Below are 26,049 nucleotides of genomic sequence, written 5' to 3'. Positions count from 1 at the left end.
ATATAAGTACTAAATGCAGGTTATATTTTTCAATTGGCATAAGCCTTAAAAACCACTCTTAATAAATGTGGAAAATGTTAAATAAAACCAAAAATTTTTCTCGCATTTTATAAAAAATCATAACTTCACACAATTATAGAATTTTTCTTAATTATTGAGTTTTAGAGAAAAAATCTCATAATATATAAGAATACATCGACATTATAAAATAAAATTAAGTTAAAAACATAACAATCCTTAATGATTTTGTTTGTAAACTTAATTATTCACTTTTTTGTTTTGTAAATAAAATCCTGACATTTCTTTTTTAGTTAGTTTTAGAGCCTTAAACCTAATATTAACTAATTGATATGAAAAAAATTACTTTCTTGATTTTAGCTTTGCTAATGTCAATTTGTGGTTTTGCACAGTTACCCAACGAGGGATTTGAAGATCCCTGGACAGGTACACCTGCCGCACCACCCGGATGGACAGTGGTAAATGAACTGGGACCCAATGTAACATGGGTTAGAGAAGCGAACAGTTCTACAAAACCCTCCAATAACGGTAACTACTCTGCCTATCTGGACAGGGAAAACGTTGCCACCGGAATGCCAATTCCGAAAGACTGGTTAATCACTCCTTACATTAACATGCCGGTTAACGCACAGCTTAGATTTTTCTCGAGGCTTACACTTGCCGGTGACCAGGGAGGTGTATACAAAGTAAAAATCTCCACAGATTCAGATCCAACAAATCTTGCAGCTTATACCGATTTGCAAACCTGGACAGAAACAACAATTAATCCGCTGCAAACAACTTACTATGAAAAAGTAATTACACTGCCGGCAATTTCAGGAAATGCACACATTGCATTTGTAATGGAAGGAGACAACTGTGACCGTTGGCTTATTGACGACGTAAGAGTAACAGCGCAATGTGCCGATCCTACTACGTTAAGCGCTACAAGTGTTGGTCTTAACTCAGCTACATTTAACTGGGTAAATAACGGAGGAGCCACATCTTGGGAAATCGAAGTGTTAGATGCTAATCTTCCATCTACCGGTGTAGGTGAAACCTATGCAGGACAGCCACCGTATACAAAAGGCGGCCTTACGGCCAGTACAAACTACAAGGCTTTTGTAAAAGCAATATGCCCTGATACCGGACAAAGTGCGTGGTTAGGGCCTTATTTCTTTAAAACAGGAACACTTGGCGAAAGTTGTAATTATCCTTTAGTTGTCCCTACAATACCATATTCAACTACCAACAATACATCTAACTTTAGTGATGTATATGAAGGAGCTCCGGGTACAACCTGTGGTACAACAGGCACCTATCTTTCGGGTAATGATGTAGTATACACTTATACCCCTACTGTAACAGGTAACCTGAATATAAGCATGACTAACTCCGGAACCGGAGCGGCTATGTTCGTATATGACAACTGTTCAGACATTAATGTAGCTTGTATAGGTGGAGGCATTGGAAATGTAAACATTGCTGCTTTACCGGTAACTGCCGGAAACAGTATTTATATTGTTATATCTACCAGTACAGCAGCGCAAACAACTCCATATACTTTATCAATACAACAGGTATATTGTGCTGCACCAACCGGACTTGCAGCTTCTAACCCAACTCCTACAAGTGGAGACCTTACATGGGCGGCAGGTACTGCTACCTCATGGCAGCTTGCTGTTCAGCCGGCGGGGACAGGACTACCAACAGGAGCAGGAATAAACGTAACTTCGAATACCATCACAGCGACTTCAATGACTGATGGTACCACATTACAGCCTTCAACAGCTTATGAGTATTATGTAAGATCAAACTGTGGCGACGGTACATTTAGTATTTGGAGTGGACCTTTTGCGTTTAGTACAACGCAAATTCCTGCTACCATACCTTATACTCAAAATTGGGAAACCACACCTTATAACTGGACAATAAACAACGGAACTCAGGTAAACAAATGGGTTGTTGGAAGTGCAGTTAACAATGGTGGATCGCAATCACTTTACATCAGTAATGACAATGGTGCAAGCAATACTTATACTATTACATCTGCTTCTGTAGTACATGCCTACAGAGATGTAATAATCCCTAATGGAGTAACCAGCCTTAATCTTGCTTTTGATTGGAGAAGTATTGGTGAAACAGCAGCAAATGACTACATAAGAGCTTACCTGCTACCTGTAACTGTTACTCCTGTCCCGGGAACTCAGCTTGTAGGATCGGCAACCAATATTAAAATTGGTAACGACCTATATAATAATGCAAACTGGAGCACATTTAACGGTGTGGTTGATGTTTCAGCAATTCAGGGACAAACCAGGAGACTGGTATTAGAATGGAGAAACACTACTGCTACAGGCGCACAACCACCAGCGGCTATTGATAACATCAACTTTACAGTAATTACATGTCCTGCTCCTTCAGCACCTCAGGTTCTTGCCGGAACACTTACAAACAGTTCTGTAAATATTAGCTGGACAGCGCCTACATCTGTACCGGCACAAGGATACCAGTATTATTTAAGTACTTCAGCTACCACACCTGTGGCTACTACGCCTGAAACAGGTACTTCTGCAACTACAACTGCTACAAATGTAACATTACAGCCTTCTACAACTTATTATTTCTGGGTAAGGGCAAATTGTGGTACAGGAGACACAAGTACATGGGCAGGACCATTATCATTTATAGCTCCGCAGATACCTGCTACTATGGATTATGCTCAGAATTTTGATGGTGCCTCGCACGGATGGGCTTTAAGTAACGGAACCCAAACCAATAAATGGGTGGTAGGTCCTGCTACAAGCAATAGCCCTGCAAACTCGTTATATATCTCTCAGGATAACGGTACAACAAATTCATACAATACAAGTGCAGCATCTGTTGTACATGCCTACAGAGATATCACTATTCCTGCCGGAGTAGACCAGATAGAACTTACTTATGACTGGAAAAGCGTTGCAGAAGCCGCAACATTGGACTGGATAAAAGTATGGATCGCTCCAACTACATTCAATCCAACACCAGGTACCCAAATCACAACAGCTAATGCTACACAGATTGGCACCTCACTATCATTGAATAGCTCATGGACTACCCTTTCTAATATCATTCAGGCCGGAACATTAAACCTTGGCGGATCTACAAGAAGACTGATATTTGAGTGGAGAAATGATGGAACGGGAGGAAATCAGCCTCCGGCAGCAATTGACAATATTAACTTTAAAGTTATACAATGTCCTCAGCCATCAGCTCTTGCCATGTCTAACCTAACTGCTGCAGATGCTTCATTTACCTGGACACCTCCTGCATTAGGGGCATCTGGTTATGAATACTATCTATCTACTAACCCGACACCTCCAACTTCTAGCTCTACTGTTTCAGGAGCTACTACTGCACCTACGGTGTCTATTCCTAACCTTCCGGCATCTACTACTCATTATATATGGGTAAGAACAGATTGTTCAACTTCAAAAAGTTACTGGATAGGTCCTGTAAGCTTCCTTACACCACAAATTCCTGCGACTATGGATTACAGCCAGAATTTTGATATGGGAGCGCATAACTGGGATTTGATAAACGGGACCCAAACTAATAAATGGGTAGTTGGAACCGCTGCTAGCAGCAGTACACCTAACTCACTATACATATCAGATACTAATGGTACTACTAATAATTACAACCTTAGTGCAACAACACTAGTACATGCCTACAGAGACATTACTATACCTAATCCTGCTGAGGAACTAGTGCTTACTTTTGACTGGAGAGGTATGGGAGAATCTAACATTGATTATTTCAAGATATGGTTGGTACCTACAAGTTACATACCGGCTGCCGGTACTGCTATAGTTGCGGGAACAGGGCGTGTACAGGTTGGAGGTAACTTCCAGTTGAACTCTATATGGCAAACATCCAACATTCTTATCCCTGCAACAGCGCTTCAGGGACAAACAATGCGTTTGGTTTTTGAATGGAGAAATAGTGCTTCAGGAGGTCAGCAACCACCTGCTGCTATAGATAACATTAACCTTAAAGTGGTTACTTGTCCGGCATCTTCTAATTTACAAATGCCTGTAAACAACTCAGGAGGAGTTACATTTACCTGGACACCACCAACAACAGTCTCTCCTACTTATGAGTATTACTATTCTCAGGAGCCAACACCTCCAGGTGAATCAACCACAGCATTAGGAACATCTCCTACCGCTGCTGTAACCTTATCAGGTCTTCCGCCTTCAACTACTTATTACTTCTGGGTAAGAAATGATTGTGGATCAGGCGGTAAGAGTTTATGGTTAGGTCCTTATGAGTTTAATACTGTATTAGAACCTGTAAGCCTTAACTATGACGAAAACTTTGATGGTACATCTCATGGATGGGTGATTAAAAATGGAACGCAAACAAACAGATGGGTTGTTGGCGATGCTACTTATAACAGCCCTTCAAATTCACTTTACATAAGTGATAATGGTGGTGTTACTAATACGTATACAGTTACAGCCGGCTCGACGGTTCATGCTTATAAAGATTTCATTATTCCTACAGGCACAACAGCTGTAGACCTTAGTTTTGACTGGAAATCAGTAGGGCAAGCATCGGTAGATTATATTAAGGTGTGGCGTGTGATAAATACTTTTGTTCCCACACCGGGTACAACAATTACTGCCAGCGGAACTGACCGCCAACTGTTAGGTACCGTATCAAATAACGCCAACTGGACTAACCAGAGTTACATTCTGAATACTACAGGATATGCAGGTACTAACATGCGTATTATATTCGAATGGACAAACAACACCTTCACGGGAGACCAGCCGGCGGGAGCTATTGATAATATCAATTTAACGCTTATTACATGTCCTAAGCCTACTGCCCTTGGAGCAACAGCTTCAACACAGACAGGAGCTACATTTAACTGGACTGAAGCAGGTACCGCAACAGCTTGGGAAGTATATGTTACTACGCCAGGCTCTCAAACTCCTACAGCATCAACTCCTGGAGTAAGTGCAGGTTCTAATCCTTTCACATATTCAGATCCGGCTATTCAGCCATCATCTAATTATGTATATTATGTAAGAGCTGTTTGTAGTTCATCTGACAAGAGTAAATGGGCAGGTCCGTTTGCATTCCAAACCGCAATTGGTAATGACGAATGTACAGGTGCTTATACCCTTTTACAAAACCCTTACGGACAAGAATGCCAGTCATCTTCAACTGCTATGTATACTGGCGCTACTCCTTCTCCACAACCTTTTACTTGTGGTGGATCGAATGCTGCCGATATATGGTATGAATTTGTAGCTACTTCAGATCGTGCTAACATTGTACTTGATAATTTTGCAATTAACAGTACCGCTTCTCAAGCCGTAGTTATAGAGTTATATCAGGGTGAAACATGTGGATCGCTGTTACAATTACAGTGTGCTACCACGAATGTAATGATGGCTCGTAACCTTGTGGTGGGAGCAACTTACAAAGTAAGATGTTATCTAAATGCAACTACCGCAAACTTAAATACTGTATTTAAAATTTGTGTTAATACTCCGGAGCCACCATCTGAAGGTAATCCGCAGGATTGTCTTATCACAACAATTAATCCAAGTTTTGAATTCCCGCTTGTTACCGGAATATACCCTGCTACGGACGTTTACCAAAATACTGTACAGGGATGGAGAACAACTGCATCTGATAACAGAATGGAGTTTTGGCCGGTTCCAAACATGGAGTCACACCCTGGTTATGAAGGAAACCAGTTTATAGAACTAAATGCTTATGAACCTTCAGGACTTTATCAGGATTATGATAGCCCTGCCGGTACTGTATTTACTTACTCATTTGGCCACAAAGGAAGATCTGCCGGAGGTCCTGATGTTTTAGAATTAAGAGCCGGTACTCCTGGAGGAACACTATCAACAGTTACTGTAGCTTCAACAGGTAAAGACAACTGGGTTACTTATACCGGAACATATACTGTACCTGCAGGACAAACCGTAACACGATTTATGTTCATTGCAATTTCAACTTCTGCTACCGGACCTACTGCTCTAAGTACCGGTAACTTCCTTGACGGCATTAGGTTTACTGCTGACAACAGTGTAGTTTCTGTAACGCCATCACAGGCAACATGTATAGACAACGTAGTTACTGTTGTGGGTTCAGGAACAGGTGAGTGGAGTGCATACCCTACTAACCCTTCACCAACAGAAATTGCAGATCCTAGCAGTAATACAACAACCATAACCGGATTTGCTGCAAATGGCGAATATTGGTTCAACTGGACAACTGCATACTGTAGTAGTGCTATTAAAGTTACTTACGACAATGGTAGCGTACCCGAGCCTGTTGTTGTATCAACAATTGACTACTGCGTAGGTGAAACACCTGCTCAACTAACAGCTACTGCTCTAACAGGCAACATACTTAACTGGTATACTACAGCAACTGGTGGTACTGCAGATACTACTGCACCTACCCCTGATACAAATGCTGAAACTAGTGTTACATATTATGTATCTCAAAAAGCAACTGATCAGTGTGAAAGCCCAAGAGCTGCAATAACGGTTAATGTTCACCCAATACCGGCTGCTCCGGCTGCTATGCCTGCTCTTGAGTATTGTCAAAATGCTACTGCTGCTCCGCTTACTGCGACAGCACTTACAGGAAATACCCTTAACTGGTATACTCAGGCTACAGGTGGAACTGCATCTACAGTTGCTCCAACGCCTTCTACTGCTACTGCAGGAGTTACAAGTTATTATGTAAGCCAGGTTTCTGCTTACTCTTGTGAAAGCGCAAGAACCGAGATTGTAGTAACAGTGAATCCTTCAATCGTTCCTGTTACTGACTTTACCTATGCTGTAACAAGCATCTGTCAGGAAGATATTAATCCGGTTGCTGTTCCTGCTACTGGACAAACACCGGGAGGTTATTATTCATCTCAACCGGGACTTATATTAAATCCTGCAACAGGAGAAATAATGCTTGATCTTAGTGTAGCCGGAACGTATACAGTTAGCTATACTGTAAATCCTGATTCTTCTGTATGTAACTCTGGAAACACTTCAAGTACAATAATTACTATAACTCCTTTAGCAGATGCGATAACAGGTTTCTCTTATACGACTCCTGTATGTTCTGACTCGGCTAATCAACTGCCTGTTCTGGATACCAACTTTACAACAGGTGGTACATTTACAGGTGATAACGGACTTGTAGTTGACCCTGTAACAGGTGAAATTAATATTGCTGCAAGTACATCTGGAGAACATACTGTTACTTATGCAATAGGTCAAAACGTACCAAACTGTGTTGCAGCAGGTACAGGTACTGCGAGCATAACCATCACTCAGGTGTTTACTCCGGTAACTGCTTTTGATTATAACGACATTTTCTGTTTTGATGCTGCCGATGCTTCACCAAACCTTTATCCTAACTTTACAACAGGCGGTACATTTAGCGGTACTCCCGGACTTGTAATTGACGGTACAACAGGTGTGGTAGACGTTGCTGCAAGTAGTGCGGGTATACACACAGTAACCTATACAATTATAGGTGATGCTGCAAACTGTGTTCATGATGGTTCGTCAACATTTACTTTCACTATCGTAAGCCAGTATGAATTCAGCTTCAACGGACAGTGTGAAGGAACAAACTATGTGATAACTGCTTCTCCTGCTAACGGAGACTTTAGCAACGAAGATGCTGCCATTTCATTCAGATGGTCTAATGCTTCGGGTAATACCATAGGTACAGATTCGAACATCATCAATGTATCTGAATATGCCAACAGCACTCCTGAGAACGATACATTCCCAATGGATCTGTTCTTAACTGTTACCATAAATGGTTGCGAAACCACAAAAATGTTTACAGTAGATGGTATTGGATGTAGCATCCAGAAAGGTATTTCACCTAACAATGATGGATTGAATGATTACTTTGACCTTGAGTTCATTGGGGTTAAGAGGTTAGCTATCTTTAACCGTTACGGTCAGGAAGTATATACCAAAGATAACTACAAAAACGAGTGGGTAGGACAAACCAATAAAGGTGATGAATTGCCTACAGGTACTTACTATTATGTTATTGAGCGTACAGCCGGAGGCACTGACACCGGATGGATTTACATTAACAGACAGGAATAATACCTAAAAACACCTTATAAAAAGAACAGCCCCGCAGATGCGGGGCTGTTTCATTTTACTCTTCGTTAATCGCTTCTCTCAGCCTTTTCTTTTGATTTCTTAAAAGGTCTCTCACGTCACGAACTGCATCTCTTGAAACCTTGTCCAGCTTTTTAAAATGTTGATTGAAATATTCCATTTTTGAATTATCTTCTTCGGTAAGACTGCTGGCAACTAAATCTTTAAATGCCGAAAACTCTAACGCTATCATATCTAAGGCTTCATATGCCCCTTTTAATTCTTCATATAGTTCTTCCAGTTCTTTTACCCCCTCACGATAATAGCGTGTATTTTTTTTACTGAATTCTTTTTTTAGCTTTTGAAACTGTTTGTCAAATAATCCCATAGTGTGTTTTATTGGTAGTGCAAATCTTATAATTGAAAGAGAATAAGTGATTACTCTAACATTAAGATTGTATTACTTTAAGTGACTCTGACAGAATTTAAGTAACTTAGTAGTAATAAATCATTAGCTATGCCAACAAATACTCCTCTTCGTAGGGCAGCCATTGTGGGATACAACCGTATCCCTTTTGCCCGAAACAATACCGCATACACCCAAGCCAACAACAGAGACATGATGACCGCTGCACTCAATGGCCTTATTGACCGCTATAAACTCCATGTAAAAGAATTGGGCGAGGTTGCGGGTGGAGCTGTTATTAAACATAGTTGGGAAATAAACCTAATGAGGGAATGTGTATTACATACCTCTCTCGACCCAAAAACCCCTGCTTGCGATATTCAGCAGGCTTGTAATACAGGAATCGAATCGGCTGTTTATATCGCTAATAAAATTGCAATGGGCCAAATTGAATGTGGTATTGCCGGAGGAGTTGATTCTACAAGTAATGTTCCTTTAGAATTTAACGAACATATCCGAAAGATATTCTTAGCAGCCCGTCGCAGTAAAGGAACCCTGGAAAGACTTAAGCATCTTGCCGGAATACGCTTTAGCGATTTTACGCCTGTAGCCCCTCAAAACCTTGAGCCCGGAACAGGATTATCTATGGGCGGACATACCGAATATACAGCTAAGTACTATAAAATATCACGCGAAGAACAGGATGCTTATGCGCTGCAAAGCCACCTTAAAATGGCAGCTGCTACTGACAGGGGATTTTTTAAAGATATGCTTTCTCCATACATGGGACTCGAACAAGACAATAATATGCGCCGTGATACCACTATGGAAAAACTGGCAAGGCTAAGACCTGCTTTTGATAAAGAAAATGGTTCACTGACAGCAGGAAATTCTTCTCCTCTAACAGATGGAGCTTCATGCCTGCTCATTGCCAGTGAAGAATGGGCTAAACAAAATAACCTGCCTATACTTGCATATATTACTCATGCCGAAATGGCGGCTATAGAATATATTGAGAACAAACACAATTTACTATTGGCTCCTGTATATTCAGCATCGCGAATGCTTAAAAAAGCAGAGATTACGCTTCAGGATTTTGATTATTATGAAATACACGAAGCCTTTGCGGCACAGGTATTGGCTATTTTGAAAATTTGGGAAAGTCCTGAATTATCTAAAGAATTTGGAGTTGAGGCACTTGGTAGCATCGACCCTGCAAAACTTAACGTAAACGGAAGCAGCCTGGCAACAGGACATCCGTTTGCAGCAACCGGAGGCCGTGTACTTGCAACCATGGCAAAACTGCTTCATGAAAAAGGCAGCGGACGCGGATTTGTCTCGGTATGTGCAGCCGGAGGACAGGGAATGACGGTAATACTTGAAAAATAGAAAAGGCTATCATCTGATAGCCTTTCCGTTTATTATAAAATACCCTATTTCTCAAACATAAAATCGAAAGCACCTTTTCTAAGATGGATGCCGTGATCCAGCCACGCTTTAAGGCAGGCTAAGAAGTTTGCCCAACCTTCAGTATTCCCCATAAGCCATTTTATACCGGCCTCATCATTGGGTGCGCTTTTTTCCGTTACTCGTACTATGGTATCGTTATCTTTAGCCGTTAGTGTCATCTCAACAAACATTTCCCTGTCGCCGTTATCCCAGTAATAAGAAATGTATTCATCTTTGCGTACCTCACCCACCCTAACAGGAACATCCATGTCAAATTCAGGAAAACGCCAGGTAAGATTTGCTCCCGTTTCCATCCGGCCTGAGCCCGAAGCAATAAAATAATTCGACATTTTAGCAGGGTCTACTATTGCTTCAAAAACTTCATGAACCGGCTTTTGTATTTGTATAGCGGTTTTAATTTCAAGTGTTTGCGGTGTCATACTTTTAGATTGTTTGTTGTTTGCATATCAAATATAAGCAGTTTTCACCATCCTGAGAAAAGCTTTAACTTTGCCTCATGCATCATCACTTTATCATTTATAAGCCTTTTGGTTACCTGAGCCAGTTTATTTACAACCTGAAACGCAACAAAAAGTTATTGGGAGAATTACATGATTTTCCTGAGGGTACTATGGCTATAGGCAGGCTTGATGAGGATTCAGAAGGGTTGCTATTGCTTTCAACAGACGGCATGATGAGTGAGATTGTACGCAGTAAAAAAGTTGAGAAAGAATATTATGCCCAGGTTGATGGTGTTATCACTCAGCAAGCTGTCGATGAGTTAAAAAAAGGTGTAGAGATTGGCTTTAAAGGAACACGTTATGTAACCCGTGAGTGCGAAGCACACATAATAACCGAGAAACCAGATTTCCCTGAACGCGGACGTAAAATTAGGGATGAACGTCACGGGCCAACCTCATGGGTATCAATTACCGTTACCGAAGGCAAATTCAGGCAGGTTCGCAAAATGACTGCCGCGGTTGGGTATCCTACGCTTCGGCTGGTAAGGGTACGTGTTGGCAACGTATATTTAGGAAATCTGCAGCCCGGAGAAGTTAAAGAAGTTGAAGGATTTGACGTGTAGCTATTTTTAGTACATTCGTATAATGGAACACCGCCGACAACAAGTTTTACCTGTTAAACGTTTTGCGCTTCGAATGGGGCGTTACACCCTTGTTGCCATAGCACTTATAGTCTTTTCGGTAGGGATTGGGGTTTTAGGCTATCGCCATTTTGCAAGTCTCAACTGGGTAGATAGCTTTTATATGGCATCGATGATATTAACGGGTATGGGACCTGTATCTGAAATGCCAAATGATGCCGCTAAAATATTTTCTTCTATTTATGCACTATATAGTGGCGTAGCTTTTCTTAGTATTACTGCAGTGTTCTTTGCTCCTGTAATACATCGCATATTACATATACTTCAGGTTGAAGACGAAGAAAATTAATGCGTTACCTCATCTTTTAAAAACTCATATATCTTTTCCTGCGAACGTTTTTCATCAAAGATTTCCTCACGCAATTGCAGGTTGACAAGGTGTATCAGCTCATCTTTAATTACGGTGTCATATATCGGGAAACACACCTCTACCCTACGGTAAATATTACGGCTCATCCAGTCGGCTGAACCGAGGTAAACCTCAACATCTCCACTATTGCTGAAAATAAAAATACGACCATGTTCAAGATAACGGTCAACAATACGTTTCACCGTAATGTTTTCACTCTGTCCTTCCATTCCGGGCACAAGACAACAAATACCTCTTACCAGCAAATTGATCTTTACTCCTGCATTTGAAGCTTCATATAGTTTATCTATCAAAACCTGCTCTTCAAGATTGTTGAGCTTTATGGTAATACCTGACTGAAGTCCTTTTTTAGCATTATCAATTTCCCTGTCAATAAGTGCAAGAAATCTGTCCCTTAAATTAAACTGTGCTACTAAAAGATGCCTGAATTCATAAAAATCTTTGGCTTCTCTTTTTTTCATCAGGCTGAGAAACTTAAATACATGCCTAAGTTCTCGGGTAAGGTCTACGTTTGAAGTCAGCAATATATGATCGGTATAAAAGCGGGCCGTGGTTTCATTAAGGTTGCCTGTCGCTAATAATCCAAGCGCTTTTATATTATATCCTTTCCTGAATTTTACCAAAGCAATCTTAGCATGTATCTTAAGTGATGGGACACTATGAATAATAGTCACTCCTGCTTCACTAAGCTTTCTTGACCATCTAAGGTTGTTTGATTCGTCAAAACGGGCTTTAAGTTCAACAATTACCGTAACCTTTTTTCCGTTGCCGGCAGCACTGATAAGGGCATTGGCTATTCGCGAATCCTGAGCCATACGATACACAGTAACATAAATCTCCTCTACATCATTGTGTATAGCTGCTTCATTAAAAAAACGCAGCACGGTATCGTAAGAGCGAAAAGGCGTATGAATCATTACATCCTCCTTTTGAATATGTTCAAACAGCGATCTCTCTTCAAATACAAAAGGAAGTGCCGGCCATTTCGGATATTCAAGCACGCTGTTTTTTACAGGCAGTTCGGCAAGATCTTTCAGATTATGGTGTGATCGCCCTTTTATAACATTCGCTCCTTTTAGCTGTAGTAACTCTATAAGTACTTTTAAATATTCTTCGGGCATTGCATAATCGTAAAGAAAACGTGTAGCGATACCAAAGTCGCGCTTGGCGATTTTTTTCTCCATCTGAGTCGCAAGTCCTTCTTCATAATCATCATCAAACTCTAATGCGGCATCGCGGGTAATTTTAAAAGTATATGCTCCGTTGATTACAGCATCCGGAAAAACCGCATCTAGATTTTCCTTAATAATATCATCAATAAACAAGATGTACTGACCATTTTCATTATTGATACTAAAAAACCTTGGCATCTCTCCTGAAGGGATGTTTATAATATGCAAACATTCTGTACCTTCAATATCCGTCACCGAAACCATATAATACAGTTTATTGTTTTCGGAAAAGAAATCAGTCTCAGCATTCAGTTCCATGCGTTTGAGATACGTAAGTATACGGGTAAAGAAGTAATCTCTGGCCTCTTGCCTTACCGCATCAGGAAACGGCTTATCATAAATAAGATGAATGTTGTTTGCTTCAAGAACCGGTAAAACCTCTTCTTTTAAAAGCTTCCCGAACTGTTGTTGCTGCTCGTATACCTTATCATTTATATCCTTGAGTATCTTTTTATATGCTTTTCTGTCGGCTTCTGTTTTTTTTCCTGTCAGCTTTTTAAGGGCCATTAGAGCCGGAATGCGAACCCTGTAAAACTCATCGAGATTAGAAGAATAAATAGACAGGAATTTTACCTTTTCCAGCAAAGGTGTATTTTCCGATGCAGCTTCAGCAAGAACGCGCCCGTTAAATTCGAGCCAGCTGATATCCCTGTTACGGTAAAACGAAACAGGCAAAATGGTATCTGTATAAGGCATAGCAATAAATAAGAATAAAATTACGAACAAATAGGCTTACACCGGTTAAGATTATGTTAGGTTTTATATCAATAAAATACCTCTATCTGTAAAGTAAGAATAAGCTCTAATATTTTTGTAAGTAATTTTTTAGCAAAATTTTAAAAGAGTGATAGTCAATTTATAGCTATTTTTAGATCACAAATGAATGCTAAGATTAAGAAATACCTGCGTAAAGGATTAAAAATCATCCTTTGGACAATAGGATCGATTATAGGATTGTTTCTATTACTTGTCCTATTGCTTCAAATCCCCTATTTTCAAAACATAGCTAAAGAAAAGGCTATCAGTTATCTGGAGAAGAAAATTGGGACTGATGTTAATATTGACAAGATAGAAATAGGACTCCCCGAAAAGGTAATTCTGGAAGGTGTTTACTTTGAAAGCCAGCAGGGTGATACACTATTAGCTGGCGAAAAACTTGCCGTTGATATAAGCCTTTTTAAGTTGCTTGACAACGAGGTTGAGATCAATTCTGTCAATCTTCAGGGTATTGTTGCTAATGTAAAGCGCAATGAAGACTCCGTGTTTAACTTTGATTACATCATCAATGCTTTTGCATCTGACAAACCAAAGGACACCGCTTCGGCTCCAATGAAATTTTCAATCAACAAAGTAAACCTCGACAGGATTCGCATTAGCTATGACGATAAGATTACCAAAAATGATCTCAAAGTAAATCTAACCCACTTTGATACCCGTATCCGCAAATTCGATTTGGATAAGATGGAGTTTAGCGTTCCAAAAATCAATTTAGATGGTCTTAAGCTTACCTTAAAACAGGGAATGATTGCTGAAATTGCTCAAGGTACTCAGAAAGCCGCTGAAGAAGCCTCTAAACAACCCGACCTGAAGCTTAAGCTTGGTAAAATTAATATTGCTAATATTGATGTAGGTTATGACAACGAAGGTAGCCGCCTTGATACCGGATTAAAACTAAAAAAACTATTTGCTAAGGTTAACGACATTGACCTTAAAAACCAGCTTATTGATCTTGATAATCTTGAGATAGAAGGACTCAAAGGGCAATTGGCCTTAGGCAAATTTGAAAAGCAGGTAAAAGAATCGCTGCCCGAAGAAACTACTGCCGTGCAACAGGCACAGTGGAAATTTAAGCTTGCCAATACTGATATTAAGGATGTAGCATTCAAATTTGATGATGAGAATTCTGCCTCTGTCGCTAAAGGCATTGATTACAAACACCTTGACATTACCGACCTGAACTTGGAAGCTGAAGATCTGTCATACAGTACTGAGGCCATTTCAGGAAACATCGCAACATTTAGCGTAAAAGAAAAAAGCGGACTGAATGTAGAGGAATTTCGTACACACTTCTCGTATGGAACTAAAGGTGCTGAGCTTAATGATTTATATCTTGAAACACCCTACACTCAGATTGAAGACCATATTTCGGTCTCTTATCCTTCATTGGATGCCATTACAAAAGATATTGGTAACCTTACTGTAGATGCCGATATTAAAGACAGTCGTATTGGTTTTAAAGATGTATTGCTTTTTGTGCCTACTCTTGCCGACACTGCACCGTTTAAAGGAAATGCTAATGGTGTACTCAATATCAGCAGCCGTGTGGAAGGTAAGGTAAGCGACATTAAGATTGCCAATTTGGAAATGAGCGGTATAGGAGCAACAAAAATTGCCGCCAGCGGAAGGATTATTGGCCTGCCGGATGTAAAAAAAGCATGGTTTGACATGAACGTTCGTGCTTTTACCTCAACGTCTAAAGACATCAATACCTACATCCCTAAAGGTACGTTACCTGCTAACATACAATTACCGGGCAATCTTTCGGCGAAAGCCAAATTTAAGGGAAAAATAAACAACTTCGCCACAGATGTAAATCTTACCAGCAGCTTTGGTAATGCCAAAGTAAAAGCTGTTTTTGACCAGCGTAAAAAGGGCAGCGAGATTTATGATGCCGATATAGACATAGACAATTTTGATGTAGGGACTTTGATTACTAATGACTCTATAGGAAGAATAACGCTAAAGGCTAAAGTAAAAGGTAAGGGACTAGATCCTCAAACTGCCAATGCCAAAGTAGTGGCAAATATAGTTAGTGCTGAATACAATAGTTACATTTATAAAAACCTGAATGTAGACGGATCCATCAGCAATGGAAAATTTGATGCCAAAGCAGATATGGCCGATCCTAATCTTGAGTTTCAGCTTTTAGCCAATGGGGGCTTTAATGGTAAATATCCCAACGGAAAAATAAGGCTTAATGTTGACATTGCCGACCTGAACAAACTCAACCTGCATGCCGGGCCATTAAAATTACGTGGTAATGTAGATGCTGACATAGCTGATGCCGATCCGGATCACCTTAACGGAACGATTAAGCTGCATAGCTTTATGTTTGCCAACGAAAAAGAGCAGTTCGCACTGGATTCTATCAACATAGTGGCCATCAGCCAGCCTGATACTACCGCTATTCAGATCAAGTCGCAATTCCTTAAGGCTTATATGAAAGGCAACTATAAACTCACACAGGTTGGTCCTGCCCTTTCGGCCACTATTGCTAAATACTACAATACAAATCCTACAGCGCCTAAAAAATCTAATGTTCCGCAACAGTTCGATTTTGGGCTGGTTGTGGATAATGATCCTATACTTTATAAACTGGTTCCGCAGATAACACGATTAGAACCTATTAAAATTGAAGGCCGTTATGACAGTACTACTGACAGCCTGAAAATAAACGGGACTATCCCGAGGATAGTTTATGGCGCTTATACCATATCGGGCGTTGATATTAAAGTAGAAACCCAGCAGGATTCTCTGGCTTACAATGTAGAAATAGGCCAGGTACAAAGCGAACAGTTTCAGTTGGAGCACACCAGACTTACCGGTAGTGTAAAAGATAACATTATTGACTATAAACTACAGGTAGAAGACAAGAAAAAAGAAGAACAATACAGGATAGCCGGTAAGCTTAAAGCTACTGATAAGAATACAGAACTTTCACTTAACCCTGATGGGCTGAAGCTTAATTATGAGGAATGGAGAATAGACGAAAACAATAGTATAAGATTTGGTAAAGATGGTATTTATGCCAACAACTTTGACATTAAGAGCGATAGTGGTGAACTGAAGTTACAATCGGCTTCGGAAACTCCAAATGCCCCACTGGATATTGAACTTGATAATTTTAAGATCGAGACGCTTACTAATATCATCAATAAACAGGAAATGAAAATAACAGGAACTCTTGACGGTAAGGCCGAGCTTCGAAATCTTACTTCGAAACCAGTATTTACATCAGACCTTAACATTGAAAACCTTGCCATAAGTAAAGACACTGTTGGAAACATTAAAATTAAAGTAAACAACGAGATTGCTAACACTTATACCGCCAATGTTGAAATTAGCGGCAGTGATAACAAGGCAACCATAGACGGTAATTATAACGCTGAAGCAGAAAGTTTTGACCTGAATGTTGACATTAACAAACTGAATATTGAAAGCCTTCAGGCATTTAGCATGGGCGAAATTAAAGATGGTAAGGGATACTTATCCGGTAATTTTAAAATTGCCGGTACAGCAACCGATCCTGATATAAACGGTAACCTGAACTTTAATGACGTAGCCCTGCGAGTAAAACAGCTCAATGCATATTTTAAAGGCATGAATGATGAGATACGTTTTACCGATACTGGTATTGTACTGAACAATTTTCAGGTAAATGACGAGGAAAACAATACACTTGATGTTAATGGAACCGTAAATACTACCAATTACAGGGATTTTGCTTTTAACCTAACGGTAGATGCCGATGATTTCAGGGCTGTGAATTCAACTGCCAAAGACAATGATTTTTACTATGGCACCCTGTATTTTGATACGCACTTAAACATAAAAGGTACACCGGAAAGCCCAGTAATAGATGGTAATCTTAAAATAGACGATAATACTAAATTTACCGTTGTGCTGCCGCAACAGGATCCATCGATTGCTGACAGGGAGGGTATTGTTGAATTTGTTGATGAAGACAATAAGGAAATGATAGAGCGCCTTAAAATTGAACAGACTGTAAATTCTACTGAATTAAAAGGCATGGATGTACTCGTAAATATTGAAGTGGTTAAAGAAGCTGAACTCAATTTGGTTATTGATAAAGGAAACGGAGATTACCTTCAGCTTAAAGGTGAAGCACATCTTACCGGCGGAATTGATAAATCAGGAAAGACAACACTTACAGGACGTTATGAATTTAGCGAGGGTGCCTACCAAATGACCTTTAACTTTATAAAAAGAAAATTTGAGATTCAATCCGGCAGTTACATATTATGGACCGGCGAGCCTACCGATGCCAATATAAACATCAGCGCGGTTTATAAAACCGACATTGCTCCTATTGATCTTGTTGGCCCACAGATAGCCGGTGAACAGCAGTCGATACAAAACACATTCAAACAAAAGATTCCGTTTAATACCATCCTGAAAATGGAAGGTGAACTGTTGAAACCGGAACTATCATTTGATATAGAACTTGATGAAGGAAGTAATAATGTATCGACCAAAGTGCTAAACACTACCAATGCCAAGCTGGAACAATTGCGCCAGGAGCCATCTGAGCTTAACAAGCAGGTGTTTGCAGTACTGTTACTAAACCGTTTTGTGGGAGAAAACCCATTCTCTACCGAAGCAGGAACTTCAACAGGAATGCTGGCAAGACAGAGTGTGAGCAAGATACTTTCGCAGCAGCTTAATAACCTGGCAAGCGATTTAATAAACGGTGTAGAATTAAATTTTGATCTGGAATCTTCTGAAGATTATACCAGTGGCGAAAGACAGAACAGAACCGACCTTAGTGTAAGCGCCTCTAAAAGATTATTTGACGACAGGCTAAAAGTTACCGTCGGCAGCACTGTTGGTGTTGAAGGTCAGGAGCAAACCAATGAAAAGACCAGTAATATAGCAGGAGACGTGGCAGTGGATTACCAGTTAACCAAAGATGGCCGCTATACTGTGAGAGGTTACAGCAAAGACGAATATGATGCCGCTGTACAGGGACAGGTTATAGAAACAGGAGTATCGTTGATATTTACGCTTGACTACAATAAATTCAGAGAGCTTTTCCACAGGACCGAGGAAGAAAAAGAAATGATTAGAAAAGAGAAAGAATTAAGGGAAAAGAAAAAACAACAGGAAAAAGAAGAGGAAGAACGTAAAGCCAGAGAAGAAAAGGATAAAGAAACGCCAAAAGAAAATTAAGCATGAGAATCAAGCCAATATATTATATCCCTTTTCTTTTACTGCTTGTATACAGCTGCAGTAATACCAAATACCTGCCTGAAGGTGAAATGCTTTATACCGGAGCTGAAGTAAAAATTGAAGACAGCCTGATGAGCAAAAGCGATAAAAAAGCACTAAAGGCAGAAATGCAGGAATTGCTGCGCCCTAAACCTAACAGGACAATATTAGGATGGCGTTTTAAACTGAGTATGTACAACTTTGCCGGAGAGCCTAAGAAAGATAAAGGCTTTCAGTATTGGTTAAGGAATAAAGTTGGCGAACCACCGGTTACTTTCAGTCAGGTGGATATGGATTATAATGCTGATGTATTACAAAACAGGGCAGAAAACCGAGGTTATTTTAAATCACGTACCAGTGCTGACTCTACCTCATCCAATAGGAAGGCTAAAGCCATATATACCGTAAAGCCAGGAAAACAATACACCATCCGCAATGTGATATGGCCTGACTCATTAGGTACCCGACTGGATAGTGCAGTAGCACGAACCAAAAGAAGAACCCGTTTAAAACAAGGCTCGCCTTATGATTTGGACAAGATTAAAGATGAGCGCAACCGCATAGATGAAAGACTAAAAGAGAAAGGCTATTTCTTTTTTAATCCCGACTATCTGATTATAAGGGTAGACAGTACTGTTGGCGATCATCAGGTAGATTTAAGGATACGCCTGAAAGATGATGTACCAGAAAGGGCTAAAAAGGTATATACCATTAATAACATTTTTATCTATCCAAACTACTCATTAAGTGCAGCAAGCGATACTCTTACCAAACCTGCCGAAAATGATTCTGTTACCAGATATAAAGATTATACCATAATAGATAAAGAACATAACTTTCGTCCTATAATCTATGATCGTACCTTATACTTTCACAAAGGAGACATTTATAACCGTAAAGACCATAACCTGTCATTAAACCGGCTGGTTAACCTGGGCACATTCAGATTCGTAAAAAACCAGTTTAAAATTTCTGATTCACTGGACACTGCGCTTGATACTTATTATTTTCTGACTCCGCTGCCTAAAAAGTCAATTCAGATGGAGCTTTCTGCCAAAACAAACTCTGCTAACTATAATGGTAGTGAGCTAACTGTAAACTGGAGTAACCGTAATACCTTTAAAGCTGCCGAACTTTTGAGCATATCTGCTTTTGGGGGCCTTGAGGTACAAATGGCAGGGCAAAATAAGGGGTATAATGTATATCGTATAGGTAGTGATGTGAGCCTTACATGGCCAAGATTTATTACACCTATTAAAGTTGAGACACCAAGTGCCTATGTACCACGCACCAAAGTTTCTATAGGTTATGAATACCAAAACAGGCAAAAACTATATTCACTGAGTTCTTTCAAATCATCATTTGGTTACCTGTGGAAAGAAGACATTACCAAGGAGCACGAACTGAAAGTATTTGATGCAATTTTTGTTAGTCCTAGCCATGTAACTGAGGAATACCGAAACCGTATTAAAGATGACCAAAGCGGATCATTGCAAAGAGCCATAGACAAACAATTGATTTTTGGCCCAACCTATTCGTATACCTATACAAATACAATGAGGCAATTTAAAAAGAATACTATTTATTACAAAGGTTCCCTGGATCTTGCCGGAAATATTACAGGATTAGTCACAGGTGCCAATATTAAAAAAGGAGACACTATATCTGTATTTGGAGTGCCGTTTAGCCAATATGCAAAAACAGAACACGACTTTAGATTTTACCATAAATTCAGTAAAAACTCTCAACTGGCAACAAGAGCTACCATAGGTTTTGGATATCCATACGGAAACTCTTCAGAGCTTCCGTATATAAGACAGTTCTTTGTAGGGGGAACAAACAGTATACGGGCGTTCAGGGCAAGATCTATTGGTCCCGGAACCTATAGAGATACTACAGTTACAGCCAATTCTTTCCTTCCGGATCAATCGGGAGATATAAAGATGGAAATTAATGCCGAATACAGGATGAAACTATACAGCGTTGTACACGGTGCCATATTTGTAGATGCCGGTAACATCTGGCTATGGAACAAAAAAGACGGAATGGAAGGAGCCGAAATCTCTAAAGACTTTTACAAAGAATTTGCCGTAGGTACGGGTATCGGATTAAGACTCGACCTGTCTTTCCTGATACTGAGGCTTGATGGTGCATTCCCATTACGAAAGCCCTGGTTGCCTGATGGCGACCGATGGGTATTAGATGATATAGATGTAGGGAGTAAATACTGGCGAAAGGAAAATTTTGTGTTGAACTTAGCAATAGGATATCCGTTCTAACATAAATTATAAAAGGCATTCACCGTGATGAATGCCTTTTTATATTAATCAGGAGCGACTTCCCCCTTCTTTCTGCTTTTATCAGGCCTTATGATCATCCTTAAAGACTGGTCCTTAGAAAGATATGCAATCATCCAGTTATAGGCTGTAATAATCCTGTTCCTGTATCCTATAAGTGACATAACGTGAATAAATAACCACATAATCCATGCTATAAAACCTTTAAAGTGCATCTCTGGCTTGGGTAAATCGGCAACAGCTTTATTTTTCCCAATAATAGCCATCGATCCTTTGTCGTTATATTTAAAGGTTTTTAGTGCTTCATTCTTAAGCTCGCGCTTAAGGTTTTTGGCCAATAGCGTTCCCTGCTGTATAGCAACCTGTGCCAACTGTGGATGACCTCCCATAAAAGCGCTATCTACACCCTCCATAATTGAGGTATCGCCAAGCGCGTAAATATTAGTTGTGTTGGCGACTTTGTTATAACCATCTACACTAAACCTTTTACCGCGACCATAGCTTGTTTCAGGAATACCTTCAAATGTTTTTGCAGAAACACCTGCCGCCCATATCAGGTTTTTAGACTGGATGGTTTCTCCATTATGGAAATATACCGTATCATCTTTAAAATCAACAACACGGGTATTTAGTTTTATTATTACCCCAAGCTTTTCAAGGGCTTCATAAGTATCTTTCTGCGATTTTTTGCTCATAGGAGCCAAAAGAGCATCTCCCCCATCCACGAGGTAAATATTACTCACGCTGGTAGACAATTCAGGGTATTCTTTTCTAAGGATACCGTTACGCATTTCGGCAAACATCCCTGAAACCTCAACACCGGTAGGTCCGCCACCGGCTACAACTATATTCAGGTACTTACGGCGTTCACGGCTATTTTTACATATAGCAGCCTTCTCCATACGCTGAAGCAACTTGTTACGCATCTCGATAGCATCATTTAGCGTTTTCATAGGAATAGCGTTCTTACGAACATTCTCCATCCCGAAATAGTTTGACTCTGCACCCGTAGCAAAAACAAGGCGGTCATATTCCAGCTCACCGTTATTTAGTACAACAACATTGTCTTCAGTCCTTACTGAAAGTACTTCACCCAATCTGAAGTGAATATTTTCATTTTTACGGAATAATTTCCTGAACGGATAACTTATACTTGAAGGTTCCAGAAAAGCAGTTGCCACCTGGTAAATTAGCGGAGGGAAAAAATTGTAATTGTTCTTATCTACAAGGGTGACATCAAAGTTTTTGTCACCTGCGAGGCCTTTAGCAAGATTAATACCTGCAAAGCCACCTCCTACTATCACTATTCTCATGGATTTCTCTATTTAAAACGCTTAAAAAACTGCGTTTAATACCACTATAAAGTTAAGTATTTTAGTGTTAACGAGGATAATATAGAGTAGTTCAGAAATCACTTTTATGAAATAATTGGGTTTTGCTGAGAGATATTGCACGCATAATAAATATGCATGCATAATTTATCACAGAATTTTATAGTTATGTTAATATCATAGTATTTACCTTATGCGATGCGTATTTTTATGAGAGTAATTTGTATTCTATGATAAAGTATTTCAGAAAAAAATCGCTAATAAACGCCGGTACCATACTTAAAAATACGTTTATCGGTTTCATGGCTGACAAAGGCCTTAAATTAAGTGCATCCCTATCCTATTACACCATTTTTTCATTAGCCCCACTACTACTGCTAATAATATCATTGGCTGGTGCCATATTTGGGCAGGAAGCAAGCGAAGGACGTGTTTTTGAAGAAATAAATGGACTGATAGGCAATCAGGCTGCCATGCAGGTTCAGCAAATAATCCAGAACCTCGAACTTTCAGGCAAATCAACTATATCTGCAATTATTGGGGGTATTACACTTGTAATAGGTGCCACCACAGTATTTGGTGAAATTCAGGATTCTATCAACATGATATGGAGGGTAAAGGCAAAGCCTAAAAAAGGTTGGCTTAAACTGATAAAGGATAGGCTTTTATCGGGCTCTATCATTGTTGGTTTGGGTTTTCTTCTAATAGTTTCCTTAATAATTAACGGGGCACTTATGGCACTGAACGATATCTTAAAATCATATTTCCCTGATCTTACCATTATATTACTTAATCTTGCCAATATAGTAATCAGCTTTTTGGTTATTACCGTTTTATTTGGGGTAATATTCAAAGTACTTCCGGATGCAAAAATTGGATGGAAAGATGTTCGCGCCGGAGCATTTTTTACCTCGCTGCTATTTTTATTGGGTCGCTATGTTATAGGCTTATATATACAAACTACCGGGGCGGGATCTCCCTATGGCGCAGCGGGATCTATAATTGTAATAATGCTTTGGGTATATTATACAGCAGCTATACTATATTTTGGTGCCGAATATACCCGGGAGTACGCCTGCTTTAAAGGCTCGAAAATTGAACCGGCCGACTATGCCGTATACGTGGAGCAAAAGGAAACTGAGAAAAATGTAAAGTTCATTCCTCCCAGACATGAGGATTAAACTGTCACAAAAAAAGCTCCCGTAAAGGAGCTTTTTTTATTTATAAATGTTGTAAATGGCTAATCTTCACTTCTACCCGATACCCAGTCGACCGCTTTTTGATAATCGGCTTTATGATAACCACGAAACTCGCCCGGCATTACTTTACTAAATACTGAAGTAAAATTTATAACGGTTTCTGAATCAGAAATTATAGCTGCACGGTTCCACTTTGTAATATGATTGATACCTAATAAGGCATCCTGAATCCAGGCACCAATTGTAAAATCAGTTGGAGAATTATCAAGAAACAAAAGATAGTTAAGCTGACCGGTTTTTTCAACCAAATTGGCAACCTGAAGTTTTACAATCTCAAAATCTTCTTTTGTAACTTCTCCTTCTGAACGAAAACCTACCATACTAGCTGGCAGATCCGGAATTTGTACTATCATGATTTTTGGTTTTATAGTTATAACTATAAAGTTAACTCTCAAAGCCTTAAACATAAGTTACAGGCATCATAATATAAACTCAAAAATAGCCGGTATTACAACAGGCTTTTTTCCATAACAAAATCTTCCATCAGGTAGCCATTCCCTATATTAATATCTTCTTCGGCAATCTTAGCATAATCATTCTTAAGATAAAAGTTAACTGCCGAATTGTATCGGTTTACATTTAGGCTCACCTTATCATTAGTATTAGCTTTGGCTGCTTCCTCTATCTTCTGAATCAACAACCTTCCGGCACCTTTACCCTGTGTTTCGGGAAGCACATATAATTTGTGCAGTTTGGTAACACCCGGTTTATAATTCAGTTCATAAGAAGCAAAGCCCAGATATTTGTTATTCTCTGACAATAAAAGAAAATGATGCCCCTTAACGGCAATCTGCTCTGTTATTGCCCCGAGGCTATACATCATTTCCAACATATAGTTCAACTGCTCTGGCGAAAGTATTTTATCGTATGCTATATGCCATGTTTTAATAGCTAATTCATTAATAATCTGAAAGTCTTCAAGGGATGCTTTACGTATTTGCATTATTTGTATAAATTAAAAAACCTTGTTTTATTGGTTTTTTGGAAGGTGATAAAGGTATAAAAAAAATATTGGCACAGTAATTGGATATTACCAAATAACTTATAAAATTGCCGGGCAAGTCCTAATTTTACTAAACCATGAAAACGATTTTTAAACATATAGCACTTTTCACTTTTTTTATTGCTGGTGATGCTTTTGCACAGGATGTAACTACTGTGAGAACGAACAACAGCGACATAAGCGATAACCTAGATTTAAGGGCTGTTGCATCTATATTTGGTGAATCAAACGACCTTGAAGATTTTGAAAGAAGACTGAATGACCCAGACCTTCAGATATCGAACCTGGACCTAAACGGAGACAACAGAGTAGATTACCTTAGGGTTATAGAGGCTACAGAAAACAACACGCACCTTATCATCATCCAAGCTGTACTTGGTCCCGATGTATTTCAGGATATAGCAACCGTAGAGGTTGAAAGAGACAGAAGTAACAATGTACAGGTTCAGGTAGTGGGAGATGTGTACATGTATGGCCCTAACTATATATATGAGCCCGTATATGCCTACAATCCTTTTATATTCGATATTTTTTGGGTAAGTAGCTATCGTCCTTATTACTCACCGTGGTACTGGGGCTACTATCCTACTTACTATAGCTATTGGGCTCCATGTCCTGTGTACCGATACAGAAGCCATGTGCGCACTTACATCAACCCAAGAAATTCTTACGCTTATACTACCGTAAGAAATAGCTCGAGGGCTCAGAACATGTACAGTAGCAGAAGACAGAACAGCTATGAAAGACAGCACCCTAATACTTCTTTCGCAAGCAGAAATACTAATGTAAGTAACCGTTATGCCTTAGAGCAAAGCAGAGGTACAGTTAAGGGATCTCGTGGAACTACTACTACATCAAGAAATTCTTTCAGCAACTCGTCAAGATCGAACAATGTGAATACTTCTAACATTAATACTGTTCGTAAAAACGGAAATGCTGTAAGAGGAGGTTATGAAAACAGCTCGGCGAGAGGCACACAAAATGTAAGAACCGCCGATTCTCCTTCGAGAAAAGTAAATAATAATGGCCGTGACAATTCTTCTTATACAAGAACACAAACGGTTCAGCCGACAAGAGTAGAACGCAGCGCCCCTGCTCCAACAAGAAGTGTTGAACGCAGCGCTCCTGTACAACGATCTGCACCGGCAAACAACATGAGTACACCGTCCAGAAGCAGCGCGCCAAGCGTGAGAAGTACACCTTCTTCAGCTCCTGCAAGACAAAGTGCTCCTGCATCAGCCCCTGCCCAACGTGGCGGTGGCGGAGGAAGACGAGGTTAAGTTAATTCTATTTATATTTAGAGAAGAGCATTGCAAACTATTTGTGATGCTCTTCTTGTTTTTAGTCTTAACAAACATTAGCACAAGTTTAATAGAGCATTATAAGCCAT

The 26,049-nt window shown here is 39.7% G+C and carries 14 protein-coding genes; 8 read left to right on the top strand and 6 right to left on the bottom strand.

Features of this window, described 5'->3' with window-relative positions; genetic code table 11:
* The first annotated feature begins 350 nt into the window (after window positions 1–350).
* On the top strand, window positions 351–8,144 hold the full coding sequence (locus DEU42_RS15355) for a fibronectin type III domain-containing protein (protein WP_114759211.1): 7,794 nt from the start codon (window positions 351–353) through the stop codon (window positions 8,142–8,144).
* Window positions 8,145–8,199: 55 nt separating this feature from the next.
* Here the strand turns inward: DEU42_RS15355 and DEU42_RS15350 are convergent, their stop codons facing one another.
* Entirely contained in the window at window positions 8,200–8,529 is a 330-nt protein-coding gene (locus tag DEU42_RS15350; RefSeq protein WP_114759210.1) for a hypothetical protein, read from the bottom strand.
* Between the two features lie 129 nt (window positions 8,530–8,658).
* Here DEU42_RS15350 and DEU42_RS15345 point away from each other — a divergent pair, with 129 nt between their 5' ends.
* Window positions 8,659–9,936, top strand: coding sequence for an acetyl-CoA C-acetyltransferase (locus DEU42_RS15345; protein ID WP_114759209.1), 1,278 nt, complete (start codon window positions 8,659–8,661; stop codon window positions 9,934–9,936).
* A gap of 44 nt (window positions 9,937–9,980) precedes the next feature.
* Here DEU42_RS15345 and DEU42_RS15340 read toward each other — a convergent pair whose 3' ends face one another.
* Window positions 9,981–10,436 (bottom strand): SRPBCC domain-containing protein, encoded by a 456-nt coding sequence (locus tag DEU42_RS15340; protein ID WP_114759208.1) that lies wholly within the window; start codon window positions 10,434–10,436, stop codon window positions 9,981–9,983.
* Window positions 10,437–10,513: 77 nt separating this feature from the next.
* Between DEU42_RS15340 and DEU42_RS15335 the strand changes: the two genes are divergently transcribed.
* On the top strand, window positions 10,514–11,080 hold the full coding sequence (locus DEU42_RS15335) for a pseudouridine synthase (protein ID WP_114759207.1): 567 nt from the start codon (window positions 10,514–10,516) through the stop codon (window positions 11,078–11,080).
* A gap of 22 nt (window positions 11,081–11,102) precedes the next feature.
* A complete protein-coding gene (locus DEU42_RS15330) occupies window positions 11,103–11,447 on the top strand; it encodes a hypothetical protein (protein ID WP_114759206.1) in 345 nt (114 codons plus the stop codon).
* On the opposite strand, the gene ppk1 is transcribed toward DEU42_RS15330, so the two are convergent.
* Window positions 11,444–13,456 (bottom strand): polyphosphate kinase 1, encoded by a 2,013-nt coding sequence (gene ppk1 / locus DEU42_RS15325; protein ID WP_199509104.1) that lies wholly within the window; start codon window positions 13,454–13,456, stop codon window positions 11,444–11,446. The two genes, DEU42_RS15330 and ppk1, sit on opposite strands and share 4 nt — an antisense overlap.
* A 183-nt stretch (window positions 13,457–13,639) precedes the next feature.
* Here ppk1 and DEU42_RS15320 point away from each other — a divergent pair, with 183 nt between their 5' ends.
* Entirely contained in the window at window positions 13,640–18,730 is a 5,091-nt protein-coding gene (locus DEU42_RS15320; RefSeq protein WP_114759205.1) for a translocation/assembly module TamB, read from the top strand.
* A 2-nt stretch (window positions 18,731–18,732) separates the two neighbouring features.
* On the top strand, window positions 18,733–21,048 hold the full coding sequence (locus tag DEU42_RS15315; protein WP_114759204.1) for a BamA/TamA family outer membrane protein: 2,316 nt from the start codon (window positions 18,733–18,735) through the stop codon (window positions 21,046–21,048).
* A 44-nt stretch (window positions 21,049–21,092) separates the two neighbouring features.
* Here the strand turns inward: DEU42_RS15315 and DEU42_RS15310 are convergent, their stop codons facing one another.
* The gene (locus DEU42_RS15310) at window positions 21,093–22,379 is read right to left on the bottom strand and encodes an NAD(P)/FAD-dependent oxidoreductase (RefSeq protein WP_114759203.1); all 1,287 of its coding nucleotides are present in this window, start codon (window positions 22,377–22,379) and stop codon (window positions 21,093–21,095) included.
* Between the two features lie 248 nt (window positions 22,380–22,627).
* Here DEU42_RS15310 and DEU42_RS15305 point away from each other — a divergent pair, with 248 nt between their 5' ends.
* Window positions 22,628–23,578: a YihY/virulence factor BrkB family protein gene (locus DEU42_RS15305; protein ID WP_114759202.1), complete on the top strand. Its 951-nt coding sequence runs from the start codon at window positions 22,628–22,630 to the stop codon at window positions 23,576–23,578.
* Window positions 23,579–23,637: 59 nt separating this feature from the next.
* On the opposite strand, the gene DEU42_RS15300 is transcribed toward DEU42_RS15305, so the two are convergent.
* The gene (locus DEU42_RS15300; protein WP_114759260.1) at window positions 23,638–24,009 is read right to left on the bottom strand and encodes an STAS/SEC14 domain-containing protein; all 372 of its coding nucleotides are present in this window, start codon (window positions 24,007–24,009) and stop codon (window positions 23,638–23,640) included.
* A 95-nt stretch (window positions 24,010–24,104) separates the two neighbouring features.
* Complete coding sequence (locus DEU42_RS15295; protein WP_114759201.1) at window positions 24,105–24,599, bottom strand: GNAT family N-acetyltransferase; 495 nt, start codon at window positions 24,597–24,599, stop codon at window positions 24,105–24,107.
* Window positions 24,600–24,736: 137 nt separating this feature from the next.
* Between DEU42_RS15295 and DEU42_RS15290 the strand changes: the two genes are divergently transcribed.
* Window positions 24,737–25,939: a hypothetical protein gene (locus DEU42_RS15290; RefSeq protein WP_114759200.1), complete on the top strand. Its 1,203-nt coding sequence runs from the start codon at window positions 24,737–24,739 to the stop codon at window positions 25,937–25,939.
* Window positions 25,940–26,049 lie beyond the last annotated feature (110 nt).

This window comes from Flavobacterium sp. AG291 (assembly GCF_003350375.1).
In the GTDB taxonomy this organism is placed as follows: domain Bacteria; phylum Bacteroidota; class Bacteroidia; order Flavobacteriales; family Flavobacteriaceae; genus Flavobacterium; species Flavobacterium suzhouense.
This window is presented reverse-complemented; position numbering and strand designations above follow the sequence as displayed.

Bases quoted from the DNA above. Each gene is read 5' to 3' on its own strand.
- DEU42_RS15355 (WP_114759211.1), top strand. From the start codon at position 351: ATGAAAAAAATTACTTTCTTGATTTTAGCTTTGCTAATGTCAATTTGT.
- DEU42_RS15350 (WP_114759210.1), bottom strand. From the start codon at position 8,529: ATGGGATTATTTGACAAACAGTTTCAAAAGCTAAAAAAAGAATTCAGT.
- DEU42_RS15345 (WP_114759209.1), top strand. From the start codon at position 8,659: ATGCCAACAAATACTCCTCTTCGTAGGGCAGCCATTGTGGGATACAAC.
- DEU42_RS15340 (WP_114759208.1), bottom strand. From the start codon at position 10,436: ATGACACCGCAAACACTTGAAATTAAAACCGCTATACAAATACAAAAG.
- DEU42_RS15335 (WP_114759207.1), top strand. From the start codon at position 10,514: ATGCATCATCACTTTATCATTTATAAGCCTTTTGGTTACCTGAGCCAG.
- DEU42_RS15330 (WP_114759206.1), top strand. From the start codon at position 11,103: ATGGAACACCGCCGACAACAAGTTTTACCTGTTAAACGTTTTGCGCTT.
- ppk1 (WP_199509104.1), bottom strand. From the start codon at position 13,456: ATGCCTTATACAGATACCATTTTGCCTGTTTCGTTTTACCGTAACAGG.
- DEU42_RS15320 (WP_114759205.1), top strand. From the start codon at position 13,640: ATGAATGCTAAGATTAAGAAATACCTGCGTAAAGGATTAAAAATCATC.
- DEU42_RS15315 (WP_114759204.1), top strand. From the start codon at position 18,733: ATGAGAATCAAGCCAATATATTATATCCCTTTTCTTTTACTGCTTGTA.
- DEU42_RS15310 (WP_114759203.1), bottom strand. From the start codon at position 22,379: ATGAGAATAGTGATAGTAGGAGGTGGCTTTGCAGGTATTAATCTTGCT.
- DEU42_RS15305 (WP_114759202.1), top strand. From the start codon at position 22,628: ATGATAAAGTATTTCAGAAAAAAATCGCTAATAAACGCCGGTACCATA.
- DEU42_RS15300 (WP_114759260.1), bottom strand. From the start codon at position 24,009: ATGATAGTACAAATTCCGGATCTGCCAGCTAGTATGGTAGGTTTTCGT.
- DEU42_RS15295 (WP_114759201.1), bottom strand. From the start codon at position 24,599: ATGCAAATACGTAAAGCATCCCTTGAAGACTTTCAGATTATTAATGAA.
- DEU42_RS15290 (WP_114759200.1), top strand. From the start codon at position 24,737: ATGAAAACGATTTTTAAACATATAGCACTTTTCACTTTTTTTATTGCT.